The sequence below is a fragment of the Corynebacterium sp. HMSC064H12 genome, assembly GCF_001809925.1.
Classification (GTDB): domain Bacteria; phylum Actinomycetota; class Actinomycetes; order Mycobacteriales; family Mycobacteriaceae; genus Corynebacterium; species Corynebacterium jeikeium_D.
Genome location: NZ_KV799337.1, coordinates 47,714 through 71,028, shown reverse-complemented (window position 1 = coordinate 71,028; position 23,315 = coordinate 47,714). Strand labels below are relative to the sequence as shown.

At 57.3% G+C, this 23,315-nt stretch carries 17 protein-coding genes and 1 pseudogene; 15 read left to right on the top strand and 3 right to left on the bottom strand.

Translation table 11 applies throughout. The features are described from left to right. Window positions 1-216: 216 nt before the first annotated feature. Window positions 217-1,836, top strand: a complete 1,620-nt coding sequence (locus tag HMPREF2681_RS04720; protein WP_172954657.1) for an aspartate:alanine exchanger family transporter — start codon at window positions 217-219, stop codon at window positions 1,834-1,836. Between the two features lie 2 nt (window positions 1,837-1,838). Here HMPREF2681_RS04720 and HMPREF2681_RS04715 read toward each other — a convergent pair whose 3' ends face one another. After that, window positions 1,839-2,357, bottom strand: coding sequence for an RDD family protein (locus tag HMPREF2681_RS04715; protein ID WP_070546243.1), 519 nt, complete (start codon window positions 2,355-2,357; stop codon window positions 1,839-1,841). A gap of 404 nt (window positions 2,358-2,761) precedes the next feature. On the opposite strand from HMPREF2681_RS04715, the gene glnA (HMPREF2681_RS04710) reads away from it, so the two are divergent. From glnA (HMPREF2681_RS04710) to HMPREF2681_RS04685, 6 genes are all read left to right on the top strand, one after another. Beyond that, window positions 2,762-4,198: a type I glutamate--ammonia ligase gene (gene glnA, locus HMPREF2681_RS04710; RefSeq protein WP_048732575.1), complete on the top strand. Its 1,437-nt coding sequence runs from the start codon at window positions 2,762-2,764 to the stop codon at window positions 4,196-4,198. 964 nt (window positions 4,199-5,162) lie between these two features. Further along, complete coding sequence (locus HMPREF2681_RS04705; protein WP_048732577.1) at window positions 5,163-6,335, top strand: ornithine cyclodeaminase family protein; 1,173 nt, start codon at window positions 5,163-5,165, stop codon at window positions 6,333-6,335. A gap of 72 nt (window positions 6,336-6,407) precedes the next feature. Then, a complete protein-coding gene (glnA, locus tag HMPREF2681_RS04700; RefSeq protein WP_048732579.1) occupies window positions 6,408-7,865 on the top strand; it encodes a type I glutamate--ammonia ligase in 1,458 nt (485 codons plus the stop codon). Between the two features lie 160 nt (window positions 7,866-8,025). After that, window positions 8,026-8,220, top strand: coding sequence for a PspC domain-containing protein (locus HMPREF2681_RS04695; RefSeq protein WP_048732581.1), 195 nt, complete (start codon window positions 8,026-8,028; stop codon window positions 8,218-8,220). A 52-nt stretch (window positions 8,221-8,272) separates the two neighbouring features. Continuing rightward, on the top strand, window positions 8,273-8,563 hold the full coding sequence (locus tag HMPREF2681_RS04690) for a PspC domain-containing protein (protein WP_049170200.1): 291 nt from the start codon (window positions 8,273-8,275) through the stop codon (window positions 8,561-8,563). A 309-nt stretch (window positions 8,564-8,872) separates the two neighbouring features. Next, on the top strand, window positions 8,873-9,532 hold the full coding sequence (locus HMPREF2681_RS04685) for a hypothetical protein (protein ID WP_070546241.1): 660 nt from the start codon (window positions 8,873-8,875) through the stop codon (window positions 9,530-9,532). An 82-nt stretch (window positions 9,533-9,614) separates the two neighbouring features. Here the strand turns inward: HMPREF2681_RS04685 and HMPREF2681_RS04680 are convergent, their stop codons facing one another. Together HMPREF2681_RS04680 and HMPREF2681_RS04675 are read right to left on the bottom strand one after the other, a co-directional pair. Further along, a complete protein-coding gene (locus HMPREF2681_RS04680) occupies window positions 9,615-10,232 on the bottom strand; it encodes a DNA-3-methyladenine glycosylase I (protein WP_049189582.1) in 618 nt (205 codons plus the stop codon). A gap of 52 nt (window positions 10,233-10,284) precedes the next feature. Then, a complete protein-coding gene (locus tag HMPREF2681_RS04675; RefSeq protein WP_048732590.1) occupies window positions 10,285-11,202 on the bottom strand; it encodes a 2-dehydropantoate 2-reductase in 918 nt (305 codons plus the stop codon). A gap of 261 nt (window positions 11,203-11,463) precedes the next feature. Here HMPREF2681_RS04675 and HMPREF2681_RS04670 point away from each other — a divergent pair, with 261 nt between their 5' ends. From HMPREF2681_RS04670 to HMPREF2681_RS04640, 8 genes and pseudogenes are all read left to right on the top strand, one after another. Continuing rightward, window positions 11,464-13,584 carry a glucose PTS transporter subunit IIA gene (locus tag HMPREF2681_RS04670; protein WP_070546238.1) on the top strand — a complete coding sequence of 707 codons (2,121 nt, stop codon included), beginning with the start codon at window positions 11,464-11,466 and terminating at the stop codon, window positions 13,582-13,584. A 41-nt stretch (window positions 13,585-13,625) separates the two neighbouring features. Beyond that, window positions 13,626-14,465 (top strand): annotated as a pseudogene (locus HMPREF2681_RS11235) (PRD domain-containing protein); the annotation flags it as partial. Between the two features lie 162 nt (window positions 14,466-14,627). Beyond that, window positions 14,628-14,894, top strand: coding sequence for an HPr family phosphocarrier protein (locus HMPREF2681_RS11230; protein WP_224433282.1), 267 nt, complete (start codon window positions 14,628-14,630; stop codon window positions 14,892-14,894). Between the two features lie 88 nt (window positions 14,895-14,982). After that, entirely contained in the window at window positions 14,983-16,674 is a 1,692-nt protein-coding gene (gene ptsP / locus HMPREF2681_RS04660) for a phosphoenolpyruvate--protein phosphotransferase (RefSeq protein WP_070546235.1), read from the top strand. A 467-nt stretch (window positions 16,675-17,141) separates the two neighbouring features. Further along, complete coding sequence (gene brnQ, locus HMPREF2681_RS04655) at window positions 17,142-18,545, top strand: branched-chain amino acid transport system II carrier protein (protein ID WP_070429143.1); 1,404 nt, start codon at window positions 17,142-17,144, stop codon at window positions 18,543-18,545. An 80-nt stretch (window positions 18,546-18,625) separates the two neighbouring features. Beyond that, window positions 18,626-19,870, top strand: coding sequence for a dicarboxylate/amino acid:cation symporter (locus HMPREF2681_RS04650; protein WP_070429144.1), 1,245 nt, complete (start codon window positions 18,626-18,628; stop codon window positions 19,868-19,870). Between the two features lie 123 nt (window positions 19,871-19,993). After that, window positions 19,994-21,442, top strand: coding sequence for a threonine synthase (gene thrC, locus HMPREF2681_RS04645; protein ID WP_069359210.1), 1,449 nt, complete (start codon window positions 19,994-19,996; stop codon window positions 21,440-21,442). A gap of 135 nt (window positions 21,443-21,577) precedes the next feature. Next, window positions 21,578-23,314: a thiamine pyrophosphate-binding protein gene (locus HMPREF2681_RS04640; protein WP_224784053.1), complete on the top strand. Its 1,737-nt coding sequence runs from the start codon at window positions 21,578-21,580 to the stop codon at window positions 23,312-23,314. Window position 23,315 lies beyond the last annotated feature (1 nt).

Genomic DNA, 23,315 nt, shown 5'->3' with positions numbered 1-23,315 from the left:
GGCAATCTAGGTTGAAGCAGAAAAAAGGGGCTTTCGGGCCCCCTTTTTTTGTGCTTTAAAGCTTTAAAACGATGCCTAAAGCCATGTCTTCACACACAGTTATTGATGTCTTGTTGAAGTGATTGCTCTCACTTATCACGCTGTCAGCAAAGGTCGTATCCTTGCTGGAAACAATGCTTAATGAAGATTACTGCTAGTTGTGCCACCATGGGATATGTGCAACTCTTGGCTGAAAATGAACTCTTAGCGCTTCTAGTGATTTTGTTTCTTGGCCTGGCAATTGGCCAGATCAAGATCTTCGGCTTCAAGCTTGGCGTGGCTGCCGTCCTCTTCGTCGGCCTTATCCTCGCGACTATTGAGCCGGAAATTCAAATCTCCCCGTTGATTTACATCGTGGGCCTGGCATTATTCGTCTACACCATCGGGTTGGAGGCGGGCCCCGAGTTCTTCAGCTCGTTACGCTCGCGCGGTATCAAGCACAACCTGTTCGGCATTGGTGTGCTCGCAGTTGTCACTATCGAGTCTTTCTTGCTGATCAAGTTTTTGCCTATCGACCCGGTGGAGGGCGCAGGCGCCTTCACAGGCGCCCTGACCAACACCCCGGCTATGGCCGCAATCGTCGATGCTCTTCCTAGCCTCATTTCGGATAAGGGCGAGCTGGCCGCTGCCCACGATATGCCGGTGATTGGTTACTCCCTGGCCTACCCAATCGGCGTGCTGGCAGTGATTGCCTCTATCGGTATTATGTCGAAGGTCTTCCGCGTCGATCACGACCAGGAAGCTATTGACGCAGGTGTCGCCGCGCTTCCGCTACATACTCGGGACATCAAGATTCTCAAGGACGACCTGCCTTCCATCACTGACCTTCCGTCGAAGTTCGGTTTGGACATTACGGTTTCGCGCATTGAGTACAAGGGCCACCTCTACATTCCGTCTCCGGGTGACACTGTCTCCGTCGGCGATATTATTTCCGTCGTCGGTACAGAGGAAGAAATTGCTCGTGCCGCCGAGTACATTGGCGAGCTTATGCCGGGTGATCCGACACACGACGGTCGCCTGGACTTCCGTCGCATCTTCGTCTCTGCATCTGACGTGGTCGGTGTACCCATTGCGGAACTTCAGACTCGCATGGACGGCATAATCATTACGCGTATTCGCCGCGGCGACCACGACATCGTCGCAGAGCCAAACATGCGCCTAGAGCTTGGTGATCGCGTCCGCGTAGTTGCACCGCCAGAGAAAATCAAGGACGCAACAAAGTTCTTCGGCGACTCCTACAAGAAGCTTTCCGACGTCAACCTCTTGCCCCTCACCCTTGGGCTTACGCTGGGTGTCTTGGTGGGTCTCATCAAGATTCCGCTTCCGGGCGGCAGCTCGCTCGCCCTGGGGTCCGCTGGTGGTCCACTGGTTGTGGCGCTGATTCTGGGTGCTGTCGGTCGCACTGGCCCGTTGGTCTGGCCTATCCCCTACTCGGCCAACCTGGCGTTCCGCACCATGGGTCTAGCACTGTTCCTGGCAGGTATCGGCACCACTGCCGGTAAGGGATTCCAGGCTGCGTTGTCTGACCCGGCATCACTGACAGTTCTGGGTCTTGCCGCCATCATCGCGTTTAGCTCCGCACTGTTGACCCTCATTGTCGGTCACCGTGTGCTGAAGATTCCATTCGGCCAAACTGCGGGTATCCTCTCGGGCTTGCAGACTCACCCGGCAGTGCTCTCATACGTCAACGACCAGGCCAAGAACGAGTTGCCGGCAATGGGATACACAACGGTGTATCCAATGGCCATGATCATGAAGATTATTCTCGCCCAGGTCCTGGTCGTGTTGGTGCTATAGCGCTAACCCAAAATGACGGCCGTGCCAGTGGCACGGTCGTGCATGCCGCGCATATCCGAGTCGGTGATTGCTGGCGGCAGCAAGAAAAGAGTAAGCAAGCTGCGGAAGAAGGCACGAACAAAGCCAACTCGCTCGCCGGGCTTGTCCACGCGAGCGACACCCATCTTCATCATCCACTGGCCCGGAGTGCGGGCGAACAGCCAAACCGACACCGTGCCAATAATGAGGAAGACAACTGGCGAATAGGTCGCAAGGAATGACTGCCAGGCGATAAACGAATCCCCGAACTGGTCAATCTGCGCCTCGCTCGGGCCGAAGAACATCGAAAAAGCGCCGGCAATCGTCAAGGAAATAATCCAGTCAATGAGAATGCCGCCGACGCGACGCATCAACGTCGCTTGCGATCCTGGGCCATCGGGGGCAAGACCCAATGCCTGGCCGGGATAGTCCGAGAGCTTGTCCGGATTATCGAACTCTCCCGGAATCTGAGGGCCATCTAGCCAACTGTGCTTTTCTTCCATGGGTTCATAGTCTAATGCAGCAATCCGGCTATCAAATCACGGGCTGGGACAGCCATTCAGCGCGTGCGGGGGTAATCCGGGGGCGATGTTGCGTCGCCTTTTCCATTTTCTTATCAGCACGGGAGCTAAAGGCGCGTCGTAAAGCGTGTGTGACATGAATGCGCAGGGTATTGCCTTGTTTCCACAAATAGATAACCTGCTCCCTATTTGCGTAACCTGTTCCGTATTGGCGAATTTCTCACGCACCATGCCAGAAATTCGTGGTTCTAATTCCAGAATGAATGCGTGGTTCGTTAAGCTTGAAGGCGTCAACCGGCCAGTCCTTGACAGCGCGGCAGGTGCACGAAACATCGTGCAAGAATTCCCTACTGCGTACTAAACAAGGCCAACTAAGGAGACCGCACATGTCCTTCAAAACTCCCGAGGAAGTAGTCGCGTATATCAAGGAAGAGGGCGTCGAGTTCGTCGACGTCCGCTTCACGGATGTTCCCGGCATCGAGCAACACTTCACCATCCCGGCATCCGCATTTGACGAGGACGCGATGGCCGAAGGCCTGGCATTCGACGGTTCCTCGATTCGTGGTTTCACTTCCATCGACGAGTCCGACATGGCACTGCTACCCGACCTGAGCACTGCGCGCATTGACCCGTTCCGCAAGGCAAAGACCCTGAACGTCAAGTTCTTCGTCCACGATCCGTTTACCCTCGAGCCGTTCTCCCGCGACCCGCGTAACGTCGCGAAGAAGGCGGAGGAATACCTCATCTCTACCGGCATCGCCGACACCTGCTTCTTCGGCGCTGAGGCTGAGTTTTACATCTTCGACAACGTCAAGTTCGAGACCGACACCAACCGCGGCTTCTACGAAGTTGATTCCATCGAAGGCTGGTGGAACCGCGGCAAGGACCAGAACCCGGACGGCTCTGCAAACCTGGGTTACAAGACCCGTCTTAAGGGCGGCTACTTCCCTACCGCTCCGTACGACCACTACCAGGACCTGCGCGACAAGATGTGCCTGAAGCTCGCTGACGCCGGCTTCGACCTGGAGCGCGCCCACCACGAGGTCGGCACTGGTGGCCAGCAGGAGATCAACTACAAGTTCAACACGATGTTGCACGCTGCAGACGACCTGCAAACCTTCAAGTACATCATCAAGAACACCGCCTGGGAAGAGGGCAAGTCCGTCACCTTTATGCCGAAGCCGCTGGCTGGCGACAACGGCTCGGGCATGCACGCTCACCAGTCGCTGTGGAAGGACGGCAAGCCACTGTTCCACGATGAGGCCGGTTATGCAGGCCTGTCGGACATCGCTCGCTGGTACATCGGCGGCATCCTGCACCACGCAGGTGCGGTACTGGCCTTCACCAACCCGACCCTGAACTCCTACCACCGCCTGGTCAAGGGCTTCGAGGCTCCGATCAACCTGGTCTACTCGCAGCGCAATCGCTCTGCCGCTGTTCGCATTCCGATCACCGGCTCCAACCCGAAGGCAAAGCGCATCGAGTTCCGCGCCCCGGACCCGTCGGGCAACCCGTACCTTGGCTTCGCTGCCATGATGATGGCCGGACTGGACGGCGTGAAGAACCGCATCGAGCCGCACGCTCCGGTCGACAAGGATCTCTACGAGCTCCCGCCGGAGGAAGCTGCCGACATCCCGCAGGCTCCGACCTCTCTCGAGGCCGCACTCGAGGCCCTGCGCAATGACCACGAGTTCCTGCTCGAGGGCGATGTCTTCACCGAGGACCTCATCCAGACCTACATCGACTACAAGTACGAAAACGAGATCGAACCGGTTCGCCTGCGCCCGACTCCGCAGGAATACGAAATGTACTACGACTGCTAAAGTTTTCGCTTCACGACGGCCACAGCAAGCACCCCCCCCATTGCTCCTCATGGCCGCCCAACGAGCTTGTTAGATGCCGCCTGACCACAGTTAATGTGGTCAGGCGGTTTTTCATTGCGGTCATGCTGGCTGCGGGCGCCTGGGCCCGCATACGCGCGCGTATGTGAGCACGAATTTGTGCGCGGTTCCGGGCCACTCCCCTGAACAGGGTCATACACCACCACAAAAGGGCCGCGACTCCTGCACGAGTAGAGTTGCACACTCTCCGCCCCAGTCTTATCGATGCAATATTCACTTGTCGATGCGCTATAGCGTGGCCATAAGTGAACAGCGCATCGACAAGTGACAGGGTGGGGAGGATACCGTGCGCATAAGTGCCGGACAGCCGTCGATAAGTGACGAAAAATCGTCGATAAGTGAAGGAAAATCATCGATAAGTGCCAGGAAATTGGCCATACGTGCGAGGGTGTCGCTAGGGACAACACGAGGGACGGATGCGAGGGACACCGCAAGGGGGGGGGCGGACACCAAGAGCGGATGGGGCATGCTGCGAAGGTAGGATGCCAGACAATCACGCCCGTTGAACCAGAAATGTGTCGCAACTTAATGACATGTGACAAAGTTCATAAACATTGATGCGTGGGAGGATAATTCACTCATCTGTAATCGTTCTCAAAAAGTATCAATTGTGCATGTCGAAGTAGTTATTACGGGCAACTTATTGACGGAAGTTGGGCTCTGTCGCTGTGACCGTCGTAAAGCGGGAATGTCGTGCTGAAAACTGCGTAAACGCCCCTACGCTGTGGTTTTTCCGTATGGTGGTACGCCATACCCCTCGGAAATGGCGACTCGAGAGCCCACGCCGAGGCGATTTGATTGATTCTGGAGAGCATGCATCTGGAATTTCTTAAGCAGAGCCGCCGCATAGGGTGGCCGATGAACATTAAGAAGGATTTGAGCATTCTTGACTAACGAAAACGCTGCCAACCCAGAAAACTCAACTCGCATTGATTTTCTCTACCTCAGCGAACCGGACATGGTTGAAGCTGGTGTCACGGATTTCGCCAAGTGTGTTGAGACCATGGAAGAAACCCTGATTCTGCTGGCTGACGGCGACTACCGCATGGCCGGTGCTTCCGCTAACTCCCACGGTGCCCAGATCAACTTCCCGGATAACCCAATCCATGAGGGTATGCCGGCAAATGGCCCTGACCGTCGTTTCATGGCAATGCCCGCTTACCTCGGTGGTCGCTTCAACGGCGCAGGTGTGAAGTGGTACGGCTCCAATGCCGATAACCGCCAGAACGACCTGCCACGTTCGATCCACCTGTTCATTCTCAACGATGCAATTACGGGTGCCCCGAAGGCTGTCATGTCGGCAAACCTCCTGTCGGCATACCGCACTGGCGCTGTTCCGGGTGTCGGCGTCAAGCACCTTGCCGTCGAAGACGCCGAGGTCGTTGGCATCATTGGCCCGGGTGTTATGAGCCGCACCATTCTCGGCTCTGCCATGTCGCAGCGTCCGGGCATTAAGAAGGTCAAGGTCAAGGGCCGCTCCCAGGCCTCGACTCAGAAGGCTGTCGATTGGATTAAGAACGAGTTCCCGCAGCTGGAAGAGGTCCGTATCGTCGAGACCGAAGAAGAGGCCATCCGCGACTCCGACATCCTCATCGCCGGCACCTCGACTTCCTCCGATGGTCCGGCCGGTTTCCCGTACTTCAAGAAGGAGTATCTGAAGCCCGGCGCGCTGCTGCTCATGCCGGCCGCTGCACGCCTCGACGACGACTTCGTGCGTTCCGACGACTGCAACCTCGTCGTTGACTACACCGGCCTGTACGAAGAGTGGTTCAACGAGAACGGCCCAGACGTGACCTATGAGCGCTTGCTCGGTATTCCGGGTAACCGCTGGTGGGACATGAAGGAAGAGGGCACCCTTCCCGCCGAGAAGCTTGTCAACATTGGTGATATCGCTTCCGGTAAGGCTCCGGGTCGCCAGAACGACGAGGAAATCTTCTGCTACTCCATCGGAGGCATGCCAGTCGAGGACGTCGCCTGGGCCACCGATGTCTACGACAACGCCCTGGCAAAGGGCATCGGCACCAAGCTGAACCTGTGGGATGTTCCGCTGCTGAAGTAGTAGTGACCAGTAAGTTCGACAACACGATTAGTAAGCTCAACAAGCTAGACGCGAAGTAGGCGAGTTTTACCAATGGGTAAGTTCAAACCCAGCAGTGACCAGACAACTCCGGAAGGAATCCAACGATACATCCGGGACAATGACATTCGCTGGGTAGACGTCCAGTTCACCGACGTTCCCGGCATCGAACAGCACCTAACCGTTCCGGTATCCGAGTTTGATGAGGACTCCGCTTACGAGGGCCTTGCCTTCGACGGATCGTCCATTGCGGGTTACACCTCGGTGGATAACTCCGACATGATGCTGCTGCCCGACCTGGACACGGCTTTCATCGACCCGTTCCGCAAATCGAAGACGCTGAACATGAAGTTCTTCGTCCATGACCCGCACACCCGCGAGCCATTTAGCCGCGACCCGCGCAATATTGCCCGTAAGGCCGAGAACTACCTGAACGAACTGGGCTTCGCCGATACCTGTAATTTTGGCGCTGAGGCAGAGTTCTACATCTTCGACTCCGTCCGCTACGACTCCAGTTCAAACAAGTCATTCCACGAGGTGGACTCGGTTGAGGGCTGGTGGAACTCCGGTGTGAAGGTAAACCCGGACGGATCGCGCAACCTCGGCCACAAGGTGCGCACCAAAGGCGGCTACTTCCCTACTGCTCCGTATGACCACATGCAGGATCTTCGTGACGAAATCGGCGAGCACCTGCAGGATGTTGGCTTCCATGTTGAGCGCTCCCACCACGAGATGGGCTCCGGCGGTCAGCAGGAGATTAACTATCGTTTCAATACCCTGCTGCACGCCGCCGATGACATGCAGACTTTCAAGTACGTGGTGAAGAACACCGCCAAGTTCAACCAGAAGTCCGCTACCTTCATGCCGAAGCCGTTGGCCGGCGATGGCGGCTCTGGTATGCACATCCACCAGTCACTGTGGAAGGATGGCAAGCCACTATTCCACGATGAAAACGGTTACGGTGGCCTGTCCGACATGGCGCGCTACTACATTGGCGGCATCTTGAAGCACGCCGGTGCAGTCCTGGCTTTCACCAACCCGACAATGAACAGCTACCACCGCCTGGTTCCGGGATTCGAGGCTCCCGTCAACTTGGTCTACAGCCAGGAGAACCGCTCGGCCGCCATCCGAATCCCGATTACCGGCGCAAACCCGAAGGCCAAGCGCATCGAGTTCCGCGCTCCGGACCCGTCGGGCAACCCGTACTTGGCTTTCACCGCCGCAATGATGGCTGGTCTCGACGGCATCAAGAACCGCATCGAGCCTGGCAAGCCGATTGACAAGGATCTCTACGAGCTGCCACCAGAGGAACTCAAGGACGTCCCCACCGTCCCGCATTCGCTGGAGGGTGCGCTGAAGGCGCTGGAAGAGGACCACGAGTTCCTGCTTGCCGGCGATGTCTTCACACAGGATCTCATCGACGCGCATATCCGCTACAAGTTCGAGCAGGAGATTATGCCGGCACGTCTGCGCCCGACGACGCAGGAGTTCGAGCTCTACTACGACTGCTAGCATTCGCCCCGTAAAGCTCGCTTGACGACGCCCACACCGCTACCCCACCTAACCGTCTTGGGGTAGCGGTGTTTTTAGCTGGGGCATACTTTTTAGTCGGCACATTTAGTAGAGCTAGCACCACTGCGAACTAGACGGATCAGGGCTACCCTTGATTGTTATGAACAACAAGTCACTGACCCGTTCCACCAATAACAAAATGGTTGCAGGTGTGCTCGGTGGATTCGCTGAGTATTTCAACTGGGATGCGACTTTGCTGCGCGTTATATTTGTCGCGTCTTTCCTGATGCCTGGTCCGCAGTTTCTTCTCTACCTCGCAGCATGGATTATCATGCCGAAGGAAACTTACGTATAAGCGCGGTCGACCGAAAAATGCCTAAATAGCCATACCTTGGAGTTTTTATCTGATGAGCGACGCCGCTCCCGAAAAGTCCACCAAGAAAACTTACCGCTCGCGTAATGACCGCCTCCTCGGTGGCGTCCTCGCAGGAATCGCGGAAAGCCAAGGCTGGGATATCACTTTCACACGAATGGTCTACATCATCCTTCCCTGCGTTGGATCGATGATTGGCTGGAAGATTGGCGCTGGGTTCCTAGCTCTTTACCTCTTGGCCTGGTTCGTCCTGCCAGATGGCGAGTACACGCTTGACGACGATGCTCGCGGCTCCAACCCCGCAGGGAAAGAAAATAAGCAATAAACGTCAAGCTTAATAAGATTGATACCTTTCCGTTACTCGCAACGCCCTCACCAGCACTATTCCAATTTCGCAATCACGCAAATTCGGTAACAAATAGTGCATAGAGTGCACAGATTCACGCTATTTGACTTGCGCAAGCCTCAGAATTACCTAGTGTTCCTTCTGTACGGCTTTAAAGCCACGCCCTCTTCCAATGCCTGATATTCAAAAGAATTGTCAATTTCTCTTTGAATTTAATTCTGGCGAATAGTGGAAGATGCCAATAATTGAATAGGTAACTTAGTTAGCTCTCAAGAAAGTGGTTTTGAAATGCAGAACAAGAAGATGACCCGTATCGCTACCGCAATCGTCGGCTCCGCCGCCCTACTCGGCGGCCTGGCTGCATGTTCTTCCGATGATGCACAGGATGCTGCTAACAACGCCAAGGATCAGGCTGGCCAGGTAGCAACCGACGCCACTGATAAGGCTGGCGACGCTATGGACGGCGCTAAGGACAAGGCCGGCGAGGCTGCTGATGGCGCTAAGGACAAGGCTGGCGAGGCTGCTGATGGCGCTAAGGACAAGGCCGGCGAGGCTATGAACGGTCTGGGTCTGGGCGACGCTGCTGGCGAGGATGTGGCAGAGGCTGACCTGCCTGAGTCCATCACCGAGGCAGCTTCTTCCTTCACCTCCCCGTACGATTCTGAGGCTGGCGAGTTCAAGTCCGCTAAGAAGGTCGGCGACGCAGTTGCCGCTGAATACGAGAACGTCACCTTCGTTGAGTCCCCGGAGACCAACGGTGCACAGCCGCTGATTGGTAAGATTCGCGAGACCTGGGTTGCCAACGGCGCACTGGAAAACGAGATTGGTCTGCCGACCGCTCCGGAGTCCGAGATTGAAAACGGCTGGGAGCAGCCGTTCACTAAGGACACCATGAAGTGGACCTCTGAGGACGGCCAGAACTACTCCGACTCCTACGAGAACAAGTAGTTCTACACGAACCGAAAGATTTTGAGCGTGCCGGGTGGCACGCTCTTTTCTTTCCCCCTAGCTAGTTAAATCCCCCTTTCCCCTAGCCAAAAACGCCAGAGGCACCGCGCCGATGTGCGCCAACAATGTTGATATCGACAATCCCCACGGCAGCCATTGATGCAAAGACCGTGGTGGGGCCTACGAACTTAAAACCAGCTTTCTTCAATGCCTTGGCAAGCGCCTTGGACTCCTCGGAGTAGCTGGGCACCTCTTCGATTGAACGTGGCTCGGGAGACTTCTCCGGTTTAAACGACCACATCAACTCGGCTAAGCCGCCGTTTTCACGCAGAGCAATCGTCGCCGCGGCGTTATTGATTACCGCGGTAATCTTCCTGTGATTCCGAATGATTCGTTCATCATTCATCAATCTTTCGACATCTTCGTCATCGAAATCAGCAACCGCATCGGGGTCGAAGTTCGCGAAGGCTTCCTGAAACGCGGGCCGCTTCTTCAGCACTGTCTCCCACGACAACCCCGCCTGAAATACCTCCAGGCTGAGCCGTTCGAATAGTCCTTGCTCATCGCGCACCGGCATCCCCCACTCGGTGTCGTAGTACTCTCTCAGCAGCTCACTGTGAGCAGCCCATGCCGGTCGAGCCAATCCATCCTCACCGATGATGAGCCCATTGTTTTCCGTGTAGTCCGATCCAATTTTCATCAGTCTTTCCAATCCCCCAATTCCGGTTTGACTTAGCTGAGCACCGCAGCTCTTAATTCTTATGCTTGTGTTGACGCCCAACCAGAGCGCCATACACCAGATCCAGCGTCGGCGTTTCCACTTTCGCCTTCTGCCCCATCCGGCGGATTGCGCCAATCTGGGCATCGAGCTCATTGGTAAGTCCCGCGGTGTAGTCGCGCTGCATCGACGAGGTGTTGTCGTACCCTTGATCATCAGTAAAGGCCAAGGTCCGCGACACGATGTCCTCTGGCAGCGCAACGCCGCAGGCTCGACCGACTGCCTCGGTTTCTTCAAACATCCGCGTCAAGCTGTCGCGCATTTCCGAACGCAAGTAACCAATCGGACTATCAGCCAGGGCACCTAGGGCACCGAGGTTAGCCACGAACATCGCTTTTGCCCAGATATCGACCCAGATATCCGGGAGCTGTTCGCCACCGAGCCCAGCCATGTGCAATGCCTCGATAACTGCCCCGACCAGGTCATTAGTGGAGTCATCGAATGTGCCGATGTTCAGGCTCATCGGTCCTGGTCGGAAGGTGACTTCTGCCGGGCCAGTGTGGATAAAGAAACCGCGGATAACACCCGGGAACACCTTGTCCTCACCGAACCGCCCCGCTGCCAAATAAGGGATTTCCACCGAGTTATGGGTGGTCACCACTGCTGCACCAGCCGGAACTTGCGGGAAAGGATCGTTGCCCGGCAGCGCCTTGGTTGCCGCAATCACAACATCGACGTCGACGCCATCGGCAGTGAGTTCACCCCAATTGTCGGCTGCTTTGACGGGGATAATGCTGCGTTCCCCGTGCTCGTCGATAAGCGTGAGCCCCACCTCACGAAGACGTGTCAGAGTCTCGCCGCGGGCGAGAAAGACGACATCATAACCCGCTTGCACGAGGCGACCGCCAAACCAGCCGCCGACAGCTCCTACACCTAAAACTCCAATCCTCATAGCTGCCACCTTACGGCTTCCGCACTGAGCGCGAAATAGGTTGCATGCGGTTGTCCACAGGCAATCCAGGCTATCCCCAAATGTGAAATTTGAGCTTGATTTACTACCTTGTCAAAACTATGTAAAGCGGAGTAGGGTCGAAGTTAATAGATATCAACCCAGGGTTGTTACTCTTTTGAGGCAAGACCTGAGGCCCACAGTTTGTGGCGCCTCGGGTCTTTTTGCGTTTAACGGCCCTGCTTACTGTGAAGGAAGGTCACGATGGGGTCGTCAAAAGATTCCAGCGCGAGGGCAATAGTTGAAAACCTCGGTGGACCCGGAAACATCACAAGCATGACGCACTGTGCGACGCGTCTGCGTTTTGAACTCGGTGATGTCTCCAAGATCAACGAGGACAAGATTGACAAGGTGCCGGGCGTACTCGGTGTCGTTCACCAGGGCGATAACCGCTACCAGGTCATCTGTGGCGGTGGCGTCGAATCGATGTACACGGCAATTAAGCATCTACCGGAAATGAAGGGCGCCGGCGCAGTCGCCACTAAGTCCGACGCAGACGTTAAGGCAGAAGCTCGCTCGAAGGCACGCGGCAAGTACTCCTGGTTGGACAACTTCTTCGAGTACCTCTCCGATTCGTTCCGCCCAATCCTGGGCGTGCTGTTGGGCGCATCGCTGATTATCGCTATTGCCGCGGTTCTCGACGGTCTGAACATCGTCGACTTCCGCGCTGAGGATAAGTCCGCTACTTGGATCTTTGTTGACGCCATGTGGCGCAGCGTCTTCTACTTCCTGCCAATCATGGTCGCCTACAACGCAGCGAAGAAGCTGCGGGTAGATCCATGGCTGGGCGCAGCCATCATGGCTGCCCTAATGACGCCGGAGTTTATGAGTCTGCAGGATACCGATCGCTTCTCGGACACCATCAAGACAGTCAACGAGGAACTCGGTACCGAAACTTTCACCGCCAACATCTTCGGCCTGCCAATGCAGCTCAATGACTACGGCGGACAGGTCTTTGTACCGCTGATCATGGTCGCCATCCTGGCAGTGGTCTACCACGGTTTGAAGAAGGTCTTCCCGGAAAACGTCCAGATGGTCTTCGTACCGTTTATCTCCATGCTGATCATGATTCCTCTGACCGCCTTCCTCATTGGCCCATTGGGCATCTGGCTGGGTAACGGTATCGGCGCAGGACTGGCATGGATGAACTCGCACGCACCGTTCGTGTTCGCAATTCTGATCCCGATGCTCTACCCGTTCCTGGTGCCGCTGGGCCTGCACTGGCCGCTGAATGCGCTGATGCTGGTCAATATCCAGACGCTCGGCTACGACTTCATCCAAGGCCCAATGGGCACCTGGAACTTCGCCTGCTTCGGCGCAACCGCCGGTGTGCTGGTTCTTTCCATGCGCGACCGCGACACTCAGATGCGCCAGACGGCAACCGGTGCACTCGCCGCTGGTCTCTTCGGTGGTATCTCCGAGCCGTCCCTCTACGGTATTCACCTACGCTTCAAGCGGATCTACCCGCGCATGCTGCTCGGCTGTTTCGCCGGTGGTCTGACCATCGCCATTCTTTCCGCTCCGTTCGGTGGTGTGACAACCAACGCCTTCGTCTTCACCTCCCTCATCACCACTGTCGTGTTCAAACCGATGTGGGTCTACCTGATTTCCGTCGCCGTGGCATTCTTCGTCGCCATGTTCGCCATCATTCTCACCGACTACCGCACGCCGGAAGAGAAGGCTGAGGCCGAGGCCGCACGCGCCGCAGAGCTTGACGACGAACCCAGCGACGCCACCCCACACGCTGCCTCCAGTGGCTCCGATTCCACTCCGGCGGAGGCTTCCGGTGACCCTGGTACCAACACCGAGGCTGTCGCACCGGCTGCCGCAGCAGCTGGCGTCGGTGGTGCCGCAACGGCCGTTGCTACCAAGTCTGTACAAGTACAGGCCCCAGTTGCCGGTGAGGTTGTCAACCTTGCCGATGCCGGCGACGCGGTCTTTGCCTCCGGTGCTCTCGGTGACGGTGTCGGTATCAAGCCGACCAGTTCCACCGTGGTCGCCCCCGTATCGGGCACGTTGATGACCGTGGCCAAGACCGGTCACGCCTTCGGCATTAAGACCGATGACGGTGTGGAGGTACTCGTCCACGTCGGTATTGACACGGTCAAGATGGCCGGTGAGGGCTTCGATGTCCAGGTTTCCAAGAAGCAGCACGTCCAGGCCGGCGATGTTCTTGCCGAAGTCGATTTCGACAAGGTCAAGGAAGCTGGTTACCCAACCACGACACTGATGACCATCACCAATACCAAGAAGCTGACCATGGTTTCCCCGGTCGCCGGCATCTCCGTCCACGCCGGCGACACGGTCATCGAAGTTCAGCCATAATTGATTTCTAGAAGGCATACCGGCCTGAAATCCCTCAACTTATGGAGGAGTTCACGGTTACCGACATGGAAATCCTGAGAGTATTCAATAACAACGTGGTCCTGGCCAAGGACGCGGCCGGCGAGAAAATCATCACCGGCCGCGGCATTGGCTTCAAGGCCCGCCCGGGGCAGTCGGTTGATTCGAGCAAAGTTGTTCGAATCTTTGTCCCAGCGGAAGGCCGCGATCCGGACCATATTGCCACGATGCTCACAGAGATTCCGTTGGCCCACATCACTCTTGTGACCGATGCGGTAACCGCGGCCGGTCTGCCGGAATCGATGACGAAGAACGCTTCCCTCCTTGTGGCGTTAGCCGATCACATTGGTTTCGCCATCATGAGGGCAGCTAACGGGCAGCGAGCTGATTACCCGCTGCTCGCGGAAGTCAGCCAACTTTATAGTGAAGAGTACGCGCAGGCGCAGGCCATTTTGTCGCATATCAATCGCGCTCTCAATGACCGTCGTATAGCACCATTGCCCCGTTCCGAAGCAGTGGCTATTACGTTGCACCTGGTCAACGCCGGGTTTGCCACGGGTGATTTGAGCTTCACCTACACCATGACGGGCGTGCTGCAGCAGCTGCTCACAATCATTGAAAGTGATTTTGACATCACGCTGGAGCCAGAGACTGTCAATGTGGGACGCTTCATCACGCACCTGCGCTACCTGTTCGTCCGGATTGCCAAGCATGAGCAGTTGAAAGATCACTCCTCCGCTATTGGCCAGGCCATCCGTGACTCTTCCCCAGAGGCATATCGTTGCGCACAGCGCATATCCGCAGTCATTGAACTGCGTCTGGGGTCGGGGCTAACGGAAGACGAAGTTTCCTACCTCACCCTGCACATTGCACGCATTGTGCAGGCAGCGGCTGTATCTCCCACCGCCTCCGGGGTTTCCCGGAGCATGCGCGACGTTGATGCTAAGCAAGCACCAGCGGTGGGGTGTACAGGCACTGTGCCTGAGTCAGAAAATTTCACATATTCGACCCGAAAGGATTCAACCATGATTACTCGTACCGCTACCATCGGTTCCTCCGTAGGCCTGCACGCTCGCCCGGCTTCCCTGTTCACTCAGGCTGCTGCTGAGTACGACTACGACATTGTCATTTCCCTTGACGACGAAGAGGCCGATGCCGCCTCGATCCTGGAGGTCATGACCCTCGGCGCTAAGCACGGCGACGAAGTCACGCTGAGCTGCGAGGACGACTCCGCAGCTGCAGCTCTGGACGAGCTTGCAGCCATGCTCGAGCGCGACCTTGATGCCGAGTAAGCCCAGCTAGAACGCTCCTGGATAACACCACGGCACACCACGACCGACGAGTATCCCCGCAGAGGTCCCGAAAAGGAGATCGGAAGCAATGAACGAGCAGCACACTGTCATCTATGGCATCGGTGTCTCGACCGGTACGGCCAGCGCTGAAGTAGTAAAGGTACTCCCCGCCCCGGGAGTTGATACTCAAGAGCCGTCGTCGACCGATCCCGTCGCCGATGGTGAGCGCGTCCGCGCGGCGATGGCCAACGTCGCAGAGTCGCTGAAGAAGCAGGCTGAGCACTCCAGCCCGCAGGCACGTCCGATTCTGGAGGCCACTGCGCAACTGGCTTCCGATAGGGCGCTCGCCAAGGCCGTGGTGAAGAAACTCAAGGCAGGCTCCGGCATCACCCAGGCCGTTCACGATGCCGTTGAAGACTACGCGCAGCTCCTAACCAGTCTCGGTGGCTACATGGCTGAACGTGTCACCGACCTCTACGATGTTCGCGACCGCACAATTTGCGAGCTGCGTGGCCTGCCAAAACCGGGCGTCCCGGATGTTTCCACCCCAACTATTCTGCTTGCCGACGATCTCGCGCCCGCCGAAACCGTGGGTCTTGACCCCGAGTTGGTCGTAGGCATTGCCACCGCTGGTGGCGGGCCGACCAGTCACACGGCTATCCTCGCAGCACAGCTGGGCATTCCAGCCGTCGTTAAGGCGAAGGGCGTCATGGAACTCGAGGCCGGTACCTTCGTCGCCATTGACGGCGGCGCCGGTGAGGTAATTGCGAATCCGACCGCCGATGAGGTCGCCGCGTTAGAAGAGCGCGCTCGACGCCGGGAAGCAGCCCTGGCACAGTCTGTGGGCGCAGGCAAGACCGCTGATGGGTACCCCGTGAATCTGCTGGCCAACATTGGTACGGCGGAAGATGGTGAGTCTGCAGCAGCGCAAGATAATGAGGGCACCGGCCTGTTCCGTACTGAGTTCCTTTTCCTCGACCGCGACAAGGCTCCGAGTTTGGAGGAACAAACGGAAACCTACACTCGTGTGCTGAAGGCATTCGGTGAGCGACGCGTGGTTGTGCGCACGCTGGATGCGGGTGCGGATAAGCCGCTGAGCTTTGCCGACCTAGGCGAGGAAGAAAACCCGGCGCTGGGTCGCCGCGGACTGCGCCTGTCGCAGGCTCGGGAAGATTTGCTGGATACGCAGCTGGATGCACTCGCCGCTGCGTTTGACGCCACCGGGCGCAAGGCTGACCTACGGGTTATGGCTCCGATGATCGCAACGGTCGAAGAAACAAAGTGGTTTGCGGACAAAGCGCGTGAGCGTGGCCTGCCGAAGGTCGGCATCATGATTGAGGTCCCCGCAGCAGCGATTCGTGCGAAGCAGCTGCTGTCCATTGTGGACTTTGCCTCCATTGGTACTAACGACTTGTCGCAGTACACTATGGCGGCCGACCGTATGCAGGGGGCTCTGGCGGATCTCCTATCGCCATGGCAGCCGGCTGTGCTGCAAATGATTAAGTCCGCATGCAAGGGCGGCAATGCTACCGGCAAGCCCATTAGTGTCTGCGGTGAAGCCGGCGGTGACCCGCTGCTGGCACTGGTCCTGGTGGGCCTCGGCGTGAGCTCGCTGTCCATGGCTTCCAAGAAGGTGCCGGCCGTCCGCGCCGCTCTCCGCCTCCACGACCGCGCTACCTGCCAGCAGATGGCAGCATACGCTGTCGATGCCGAAACTGCGGCCGATGCGAAGGCCGCAGTGACCGCGCTGGTGGATCCGAAGGTGAAGGATCTGCTGTAGAGCGACGGAATTAGCACTAAGCCTGGCGTACACACGCTGTCAGCGTAAACGTGTGCGCCAGGCTCTTTCTCTTATGTTCGCTGCCCCATCACAGGCAGCAAGTTTTCTGGGAAATTTCTTGATTTTCCCTCTCTCGAACGCCCCATTAGGATAAATAGAGTGCCTTCGTCGGCACCACCAACGCCGTCGAAGCCCCTTAATAATTCAAATAAAGACGGATCATACAAGCCGCAACTTAATTCACGCATCAGGCTCCACCCAGCCCGTGAAAATTCACAATTTCACATTAAGAGTGTCAGTTTTCGACATCGTGGCCTTTCATCTACATGGGCACACGAACTGCAATTGCGCTGCTGTAACGGGCGTTTGCGCCACCGCAGCACCGGCAACAATGGCATCGCCACAGCAGCTTGCAGCATCGCCCTTGACCTTACGGGCGACACTAATTTAGAAAGAACACAATTCTCATGACCAAGTCGAGCGGAGTGGAGTCCCCGAAGTCTTTCGCTTCCATTATCGTTGTTACAGCTCTCATGCTGTTTTCGATGTTCTTCGGCGCGGGCAACCTCATCTTCCCGCCGAAGCTCGGAGTGGATTCCGGTACCAATTTTGGCCCCTCAATCACCGGCTTCCTGCTCACCGGTGTGGCGTTGCCAGTTCTGGCCATCATCGCTATCGCCATTTCAGGCAACAACCTGCGTGACCTAGCGTTCCGCGCGGGCCGCATCTTTTCCTTGGGCTTCCCGGTAATCGCATACCTTTCCATCGGTGCTTTCTACGCTCTGCCGCGTACCGGTGCCGTGTCGTACGAAACCGGTGTCCAGCCGATTTTCGGCAGTGATTCACTGGCCGTCGCTGCGGCCTTCTACTTTGTTTTCTTCGGTATCGCCTTAGCACTTGCGTGGAATCCGAATGAAATTGTGTCCAAACTGGGCAAGATTCTCACCCCGGCTTTGCTGATTCTCTTGGTTGTATTGGTTGGAATGTCGGCATTCAAATTCGATGCCGCTCCGGCTGCGCCAATTGAGAAGTACTCCTCTACCCCATTTGCCTCCGGCCTGGTCGAGGGCTACCTCACCATGGACTCCATCGCCGGCCTGGCATTCGGCATTATTGTGATTTCCGCCCTGCGCGTCAGCGGTGTCCCAGAAGGCAAGCGCATGGTTCGCGGAACCATGACCGCAGGACTGTTCGCCGGCATTTTGCTCGCCATCATCTACTTGGGTCTGGGCTATGTCGGCCAGGTGCTGCCGAATGCCGCCTCCTTCGATAACGGCTCGGGCATTCTCGCAGAGGCTTCCAAGCTGGCCATGGGCCAGGTCGGACAGATTGTCTTCGGCCTCATCGTTCTGCTCGCATGTATGACCACGGCTGTCGGCCTAATTGCCGCCACCAGTGAGTTCTTCAACCTGCTGCTTCCGGGCATCAGTTACAAGGCCTGGGCCATTATCTTCACGGTCATGTCCTTCGTAATGGCAACACAGGGGCTGTCTCAGGTACTGGCGATTGCCGCGCCGATCATCACCTTTATTTACCCGCCGGCTATCACTCTGATTGCACTGACTCTTCTCGACCCGGTCATTTCCTACTCCTTCAAGCTGCATTACACCTACCGCCTGGGCGTCTGGGTTGCCACCATCTGGTCGGGTATCTCAGTACTCTCCGGTTTGGGTGTCGGTGGTTCTGCTTTGGCGGACTTCCTCAGTCTCGTACCTGGTCAGAGCATCGAGTTCGGATGGTTCCTGCCGACTCTGGCAGCGACGGTGATCGGATACGCAATTGACGTCGTCACGCGAAAGCAGCGCGCAAATCGCCCGGCGAGTGTGCTTGCCGACGAGACCGTTACAGAAGAGGTAGCCGAAAAGGCGTAAAACCACACCCGGTTATTTGCGTTGCATAACGTAAATACCGCACGCTAAGGAAGTAAATTCCATCCGAACAAGGATTGACTATGAGTACCCGAATGCGTTTTACGCAAACGCTCCTATTCCGCGTTATTGTCGCGATTATTCTGGGCATTGTCTGCAGCTTTTTCTTCCCGGAATGGCTGGCTCGAATTTTTGTCACTTTCAATGGCCTCTTTGGTAACTTCCTGGGCTTCTTTATCCCGGTGCTGATTTTTGCCCTCATCACGCCGGCGATTGCCAGCCTGGGCCGCGGCGCCGGAAAGTGGCTGGGTATTACCACTGCTATCGCCTACGGCTCGACGGTGTTTTCAGGCTTGCTGGCCTACGCCGCCACCCAGGGGCTCTACCCTTGGCTGCTCGGCGCTGATCAGGCCGGCACATCGGTGGATATTGATGAGGGCGCGCTGGAGAGCTTCTTCAATGTGGAGATGCCACCGCCGTTTGACGTCATGACCGCCCTGTTGCTGGCTTTCACGGTCGGTGTGGCGATGACCACCGTGAAGTCGGACTCGCTCTACCGCGGTGCGACGCAGCTGCGCGACGTGATTATGAAGATCATCTCGGCGTTTATCATCCCGCTGCTGCCGATTTACATCTTTGGCATGTTCCTGTCTATGGGCATGAACGGCAACCTGACCACGACGCTGTCGATGTTCTTCAAGGTGCTGCTTCTGGCAGTCATCGGCACCGTGCTCCTGTTGGCAATCCAGTTCTCCATCGCTGGCGCCATCGCTGGCCGCAGCCCGTGGACGTCCCTGAAGAACATGCTGCCGGCTTACGCCACCGCACTCGGTACCTCCTCCTCGGCCGCTACCATTCCGGTGACTTACAAGGCCGCGCTGAAGAATGGTGTCTCGGAGAAGGTCGCAGGCTTTACCGTGCCGCTGTGCGCGACCATTCACCTGGCCGGTTCGATGATGAAGATCACCCTGTTCGCGTTTGCTGTGATGTTTATGGCGGACAAGCCGCTTTCGCCGGGCATGGCCATCGGCTTCATTCTCACTTTGGGTATCACCATGATCGCGGCTCCGGGCGTTCCAGGTGGCGCAATTATGGCCGCGGTCGGAGTGCTGCAGTCCATGCTGGGCTTCGATCAGGAGCAGGTCGCTTTGATGATTGCCGCCTACATCGCCATCGACTCCTTCGGTACCGCATGTAATGTCACTGGTGACGGTGCAATTGCCATGATTGTTAATCGCTTTGCCAAGGATGATGTCATCGACCGTTCCGAAGAGCTCAGCTTCGACGCTGAAGCGGCCAATTCCGCATCTTCCACAACCGAGGCCTAACTGGCTTCGGTGCATATGTAAAAATTAAAGAAAACATCCACCGGTCAACCCCGTCGCAATCTTTCAAAAGGCCTTCTTATGGGCCGATGCGGCGGGTGTTGGCATACATGTAAGGGGCCCGCCTTGGACTTCATTTCGACTCGCGACCCAGAGCGCACGCCGCACAAGTTCTCAGACATTCTCCTGGGAGGTCTCGCTAACGACGGTGGCCTCTACCTGCCGGTCGAGTACCCACAGGTTGACGATGCCACTTTGACGCGTTGGCGCTCCGTGCTTGTCGACGACGGTTACGCAGCCTTGGCTGCAGAGGTCGTCAGCCTTTTTGTGGACGACATTCCACTGGAGGATTTGCGCGGTATCTGTGCACGGGCGTACACCTACCCGAAGTTCTCCGATCCGGATATTGTGCCGGTGACGAAGCTGGAAGATCAGCTCTACATCGGTCACTTGTCCATGGGCCCCACAGCGGCATTCAAGGATATGGCGATGCAGCTGCTCGGTGAGTTCTTCGAGTATGAGCTGGCTCGTCGTGGCGAGACCCTGAACATCCTCGGCGCCACCTCTGGTGACACGGGTTCCTCGGCCGAGTATGCAATGCGCGGCCGTGAGGGAATCAGCGTGTTCATGCTAACTCCGGCTGGTCGAATGACCGCCTTCCAGCAGGCTCAGATGTTTGGTCTGCAGGATGCCAACATTCACAACGTCGCCCTCGACGGTGTCTTCGACGATTGCCAGGACATCGTTAAGGCCGTCTCCGGTGACTTGGATTACAAGGCCAGCCGCCACATTGGTGCAGTCAACTCGATTAACTGGGCTCGCCTGATGGCTCAGATCGTGTACTACGTCTCCTCGTGGATTCGTGTCACTGGCGGCAACGGTGCTGAGGCGAACAACGCGCAGAAGGTCAGCTTCAGTGTGCCGACCGGCAACTTCGGTGATATTTGCGCCGGCCATATTGCGCGCCAGATGGGTGTGCCAATTGACCGCCTAATTGTGGCTACCAATGAAAACGATGTCTTGGATGAGTTCTTCCGCACGGGTGCCTACCGCGTGCGGAGCGCTGCGGAGACGCAGGCTACCTCTTCCCCATCGATGGATATCTCCCGCGCGTCTAACTTCGAGCGTTTCATCTTCGATCTGCTGGGGCGCGATGCTGAGCGCACTGCAGACCTCTTTGGTGTCAAGGTCAAGGAGGGCGGCTTCTCTCTTACTGCTGATCCGATCTTCCCAGAGGCTTCTGCCCAGTACGGTTTCCTCTCCGGTCGCTCGACTCACGCTGACCGCGTCGAGACCATCAAGGACTGCTGGGAGCGCCTAGAGGTCATGGTCGATCCGCACACCGCTGACGGTATCCACGTCGCCCGTGGCCTGGTAGACCAGGTATCCACCCCAATTGTCTGCCTGGAGACCGCCCTGCCGGTGAAATTCTCCGAGACCATCCTGGAAGCCACCGGCCGCGAGCCGGACTGCCCGGAGCGTTTCGCGGACATCATGAATGCCCCACGCCGCGTTACCGAGCTTCCGAACGATGTCGATGTGGTGAAGAAGTTCATCGACGACAACGTGGCTTAAAACCTGGCAAAGCCCAACGTCACCCCCATCCGCGCAGCGGCAATGTGGAATAGTGCCCTCTTTTTTAAGGGCAAACAGCATTATCTTGGGCTATAGGGCTGTTATTACCCCCGTGATTACCTCACAATTGTTCACATGAGTTTCACTCGAGTTAATAGCCGTCCTATGCCCCACGCGCCCGCGTCTTCCCCGCAGGAAGGTTCCCAAAAGACCACAACGGTCTCGCGGGCGCTGGCCGACACACTGGCCCAGCACTGCGACCACTGCTTCGGTCTCATCGGCAACGCGAACTCCCACTTCACGTCAGCCCTTACTGAATCGGGATTCGGCTACTCCTCCGTCCGACACGAATCGGCTGCTGTCGGGGCCGCCGATGCCTTCCACCGTGCAGGCGGAGGGCTTGCTATCGCGACCGCTACTTGCGGCGCAGGATTCACCAATGCGCTAACCACTCTGGCCGAGGCCCGAGTAGCCCGTATTCCGCTGATTTTTGTCGTCGGCACGCACCCGGAACGCCCACGTCCCTTTGACCTTAATCAGGCGGCGCTCCTCGACGCCCTCGACGTCTGTCATCGCACCGTTACTCCCGAGTCCGCGCTTGACGACGCAAACTTTGCGGTCCAGCACGCACTGAGTTCTCGGCAGCCTGTCGTGCTGCTGCTCCCCTATGACATCCAAGAAGCACCGATTACGGCATCTGCGTCTGAAACACAGTCGACTAATCAGGAGCATCTGCACACCGGCCGACCAGAATGGTTGGAGTCAACTGTCGCGTCGCTGGCCGAGGAACTGCAAACTGCCCGTCGCCCACTCATTATTGCTGGTAGAGGTGTGTTGCTCTCTGGTACCGCAGATCTAGTTCGCCGCATCGGGGACGGTGCGGGGGCACTGTTTATGCACTCAGCGATGGCTCGTCATGTGCTTTCCAGTCCGTGGCAGATTGGCACCGTGGGCGGTTTTGCGCACGCGTGGCAGGTGGAGCTAGCTCGACAGGCCGATGTGGTGCTGTTCCTGGGAGCAAGCTTCAACGCTTTCCAAAACCGTGGCGGCAACATGTTTGCACCGGACGCGAAGATTATCCAGGTTGTCGACGAGCCCCATCCCGCTGCTCAGCCGTCGGTGACACCGCTATTGGCTAAGTTGGAGGAACTTCTGCCCGTACTGGCAGAGCAGCTGGAGAAGTCCCGGGGGGCGTCGTCAAGCACATGGCGTGCGGAGTTGAAGACACTGCCGACGACAGCGGAGGTCGAGTCCCTGACGTGCGCGGATGGCCGGTTGGATCCGCGGGCGTGCCTGCAGTATCTGAATCGTATCCTGCCCAATCAGCGCGCTGTGTGTACTGACGGTGGCCATTTCCTGGGGTGGGTTCCGAAATATCTTGATGTGCCTGGTCCGCAGCAGCAAGTGATTGTGGGCACGGCGATTCAGTCAATTGGTTTGGGCATGGGGTCACTTGTCGGCCTCGCGGCGGCACGCCCCAAGGACTATTGCGTGCTAGTCGCCGGTGACGGTGGCGGCACGATGGGTATTGCGGATTTACCTGCGGCGATTGAGCAGCTGCGGCGTGGTCGTGGCGGTTGCGTGGTGTTCATTAACGATGCTGCCTATGGCGCGGAGCTGCACCAGTTTGGCGATGTCGGGTTGGACACCTCGTCCATGGAGATTGCCGACTACGACTTCGCCGCAGTCGGACGTGCCTATGGCGCTCACGGTTTCAGTGTCGGCGAACCTGAGGACTTTGCCCAACTCGACGCCTACTTCCATGACGTTTCCAACTCCGATGAGGCTTCCGTTGCCGTAATTGATTTCAAGGTCTCACGGCTGGTGGTCGCGGACTTCGTGAAGGAAGTTCTGGCTAAGGCACAAAGGTAGT

Bases quoted from the DNA above. Each gene is read 5' to 3' on its own strand.
- brnQ (WP_070429143.1), top strand. From the start codon at position 17,142: ATGACCAAGTCGAGCGGAGTGGAGTCCCCGAAGTCTTTCGCTTCCATT.
- HMPREF2681_RS04675 (WP_048732590.1), bottom strand. From the start codon at position 11,202: ATGAGGATTGGAGTTTTAGGTGTAGGAGCTGTCGGCGGCTGGTTTGGC.
- HMPREF2681_RS04715 (WP_070546243.1), bottom strand. From the start codon at position 2,357: ATGGAAGAAAAGCACAGTTGGCTAGATGGCCCTCAGATTCCGGGAGAG.
- HMPREF2681_RS04670 (WP_070546238.1), top strand. From the start codon at position 11,464: ATGGGGTCGTCAAAAGATTCCAGCGCGAGGGCAATAGTTGAAAACCTC.
- HMPREF2681_RS04680 (WP_049189582.1), bottom strand. From the start codon at position 10,232: ATGAAAATTGGATCGGACTACACGGAAAACAATGGGCTCATCATCGGT.
- HMPREF2681_RS04640 (WP_224784053.1), top strand. From the start codon at position 21,578: ATGAGTTTCACTCGAGTTAATAGCCGTCCTATGCCCCACGCGCCCGCG.
- glnA (WP_048732575.1), top strand. From the start codon at position 2,762: ATGTCCTTCAAAACTCCCGAGGAAGTAGTCGCGTATATCAAGGAAGAG.
- HMPREF2681_RS11230 (WP_224433282.1), top strand. From the start codon at position 14,628: ATGATTACTCGTACCGCTACCATCGGTTCCTCCGTAGGCCTGCACGCT.
- HMPREF2681_RS04690 (WP_049170200.1), top strand. From the start codon at position 8,273: ATGAGCGACGCCGCTCCCGAAAAGTCCACCAAGAAAACTTACCGCTCG.
- glnA (WP_048732579.1), top strand. From the start codon at position 6,408: ATGGGTAAGTTCAAACCCAGCAGTGACCAGACAACTCCGGAAGGAATC.
- HMPREF2681_RS04650 (WP_070429144.1), top strand. From the start codon at position 18,626: ATGAGTACCCGAATGCGTTTTACGCAAACGCTCCTATTCCGCGTTATT.
- HMPREF2681_RS04695 (WP_048732581.1), top strand. From the start codon at position 8,026: ATGAACAACAAGTCACTGACCCGTTCCACCAATAACAAAATGGTTGCA.
- HMPREF2681_RS04685 (WP_070546241.1), top strand. From the start codon at position 8,873: ATGCAGAACAAGAAGATGACCCGTATCGCTACCGCAATCGTCGGCTCC.
- ptsP (WP_070546235.1), top strand. From the start codon at position 14,983: ATGAACGAGCAGCACACTGTCATCTATGGCATCGGTGTCTCGACCGGT.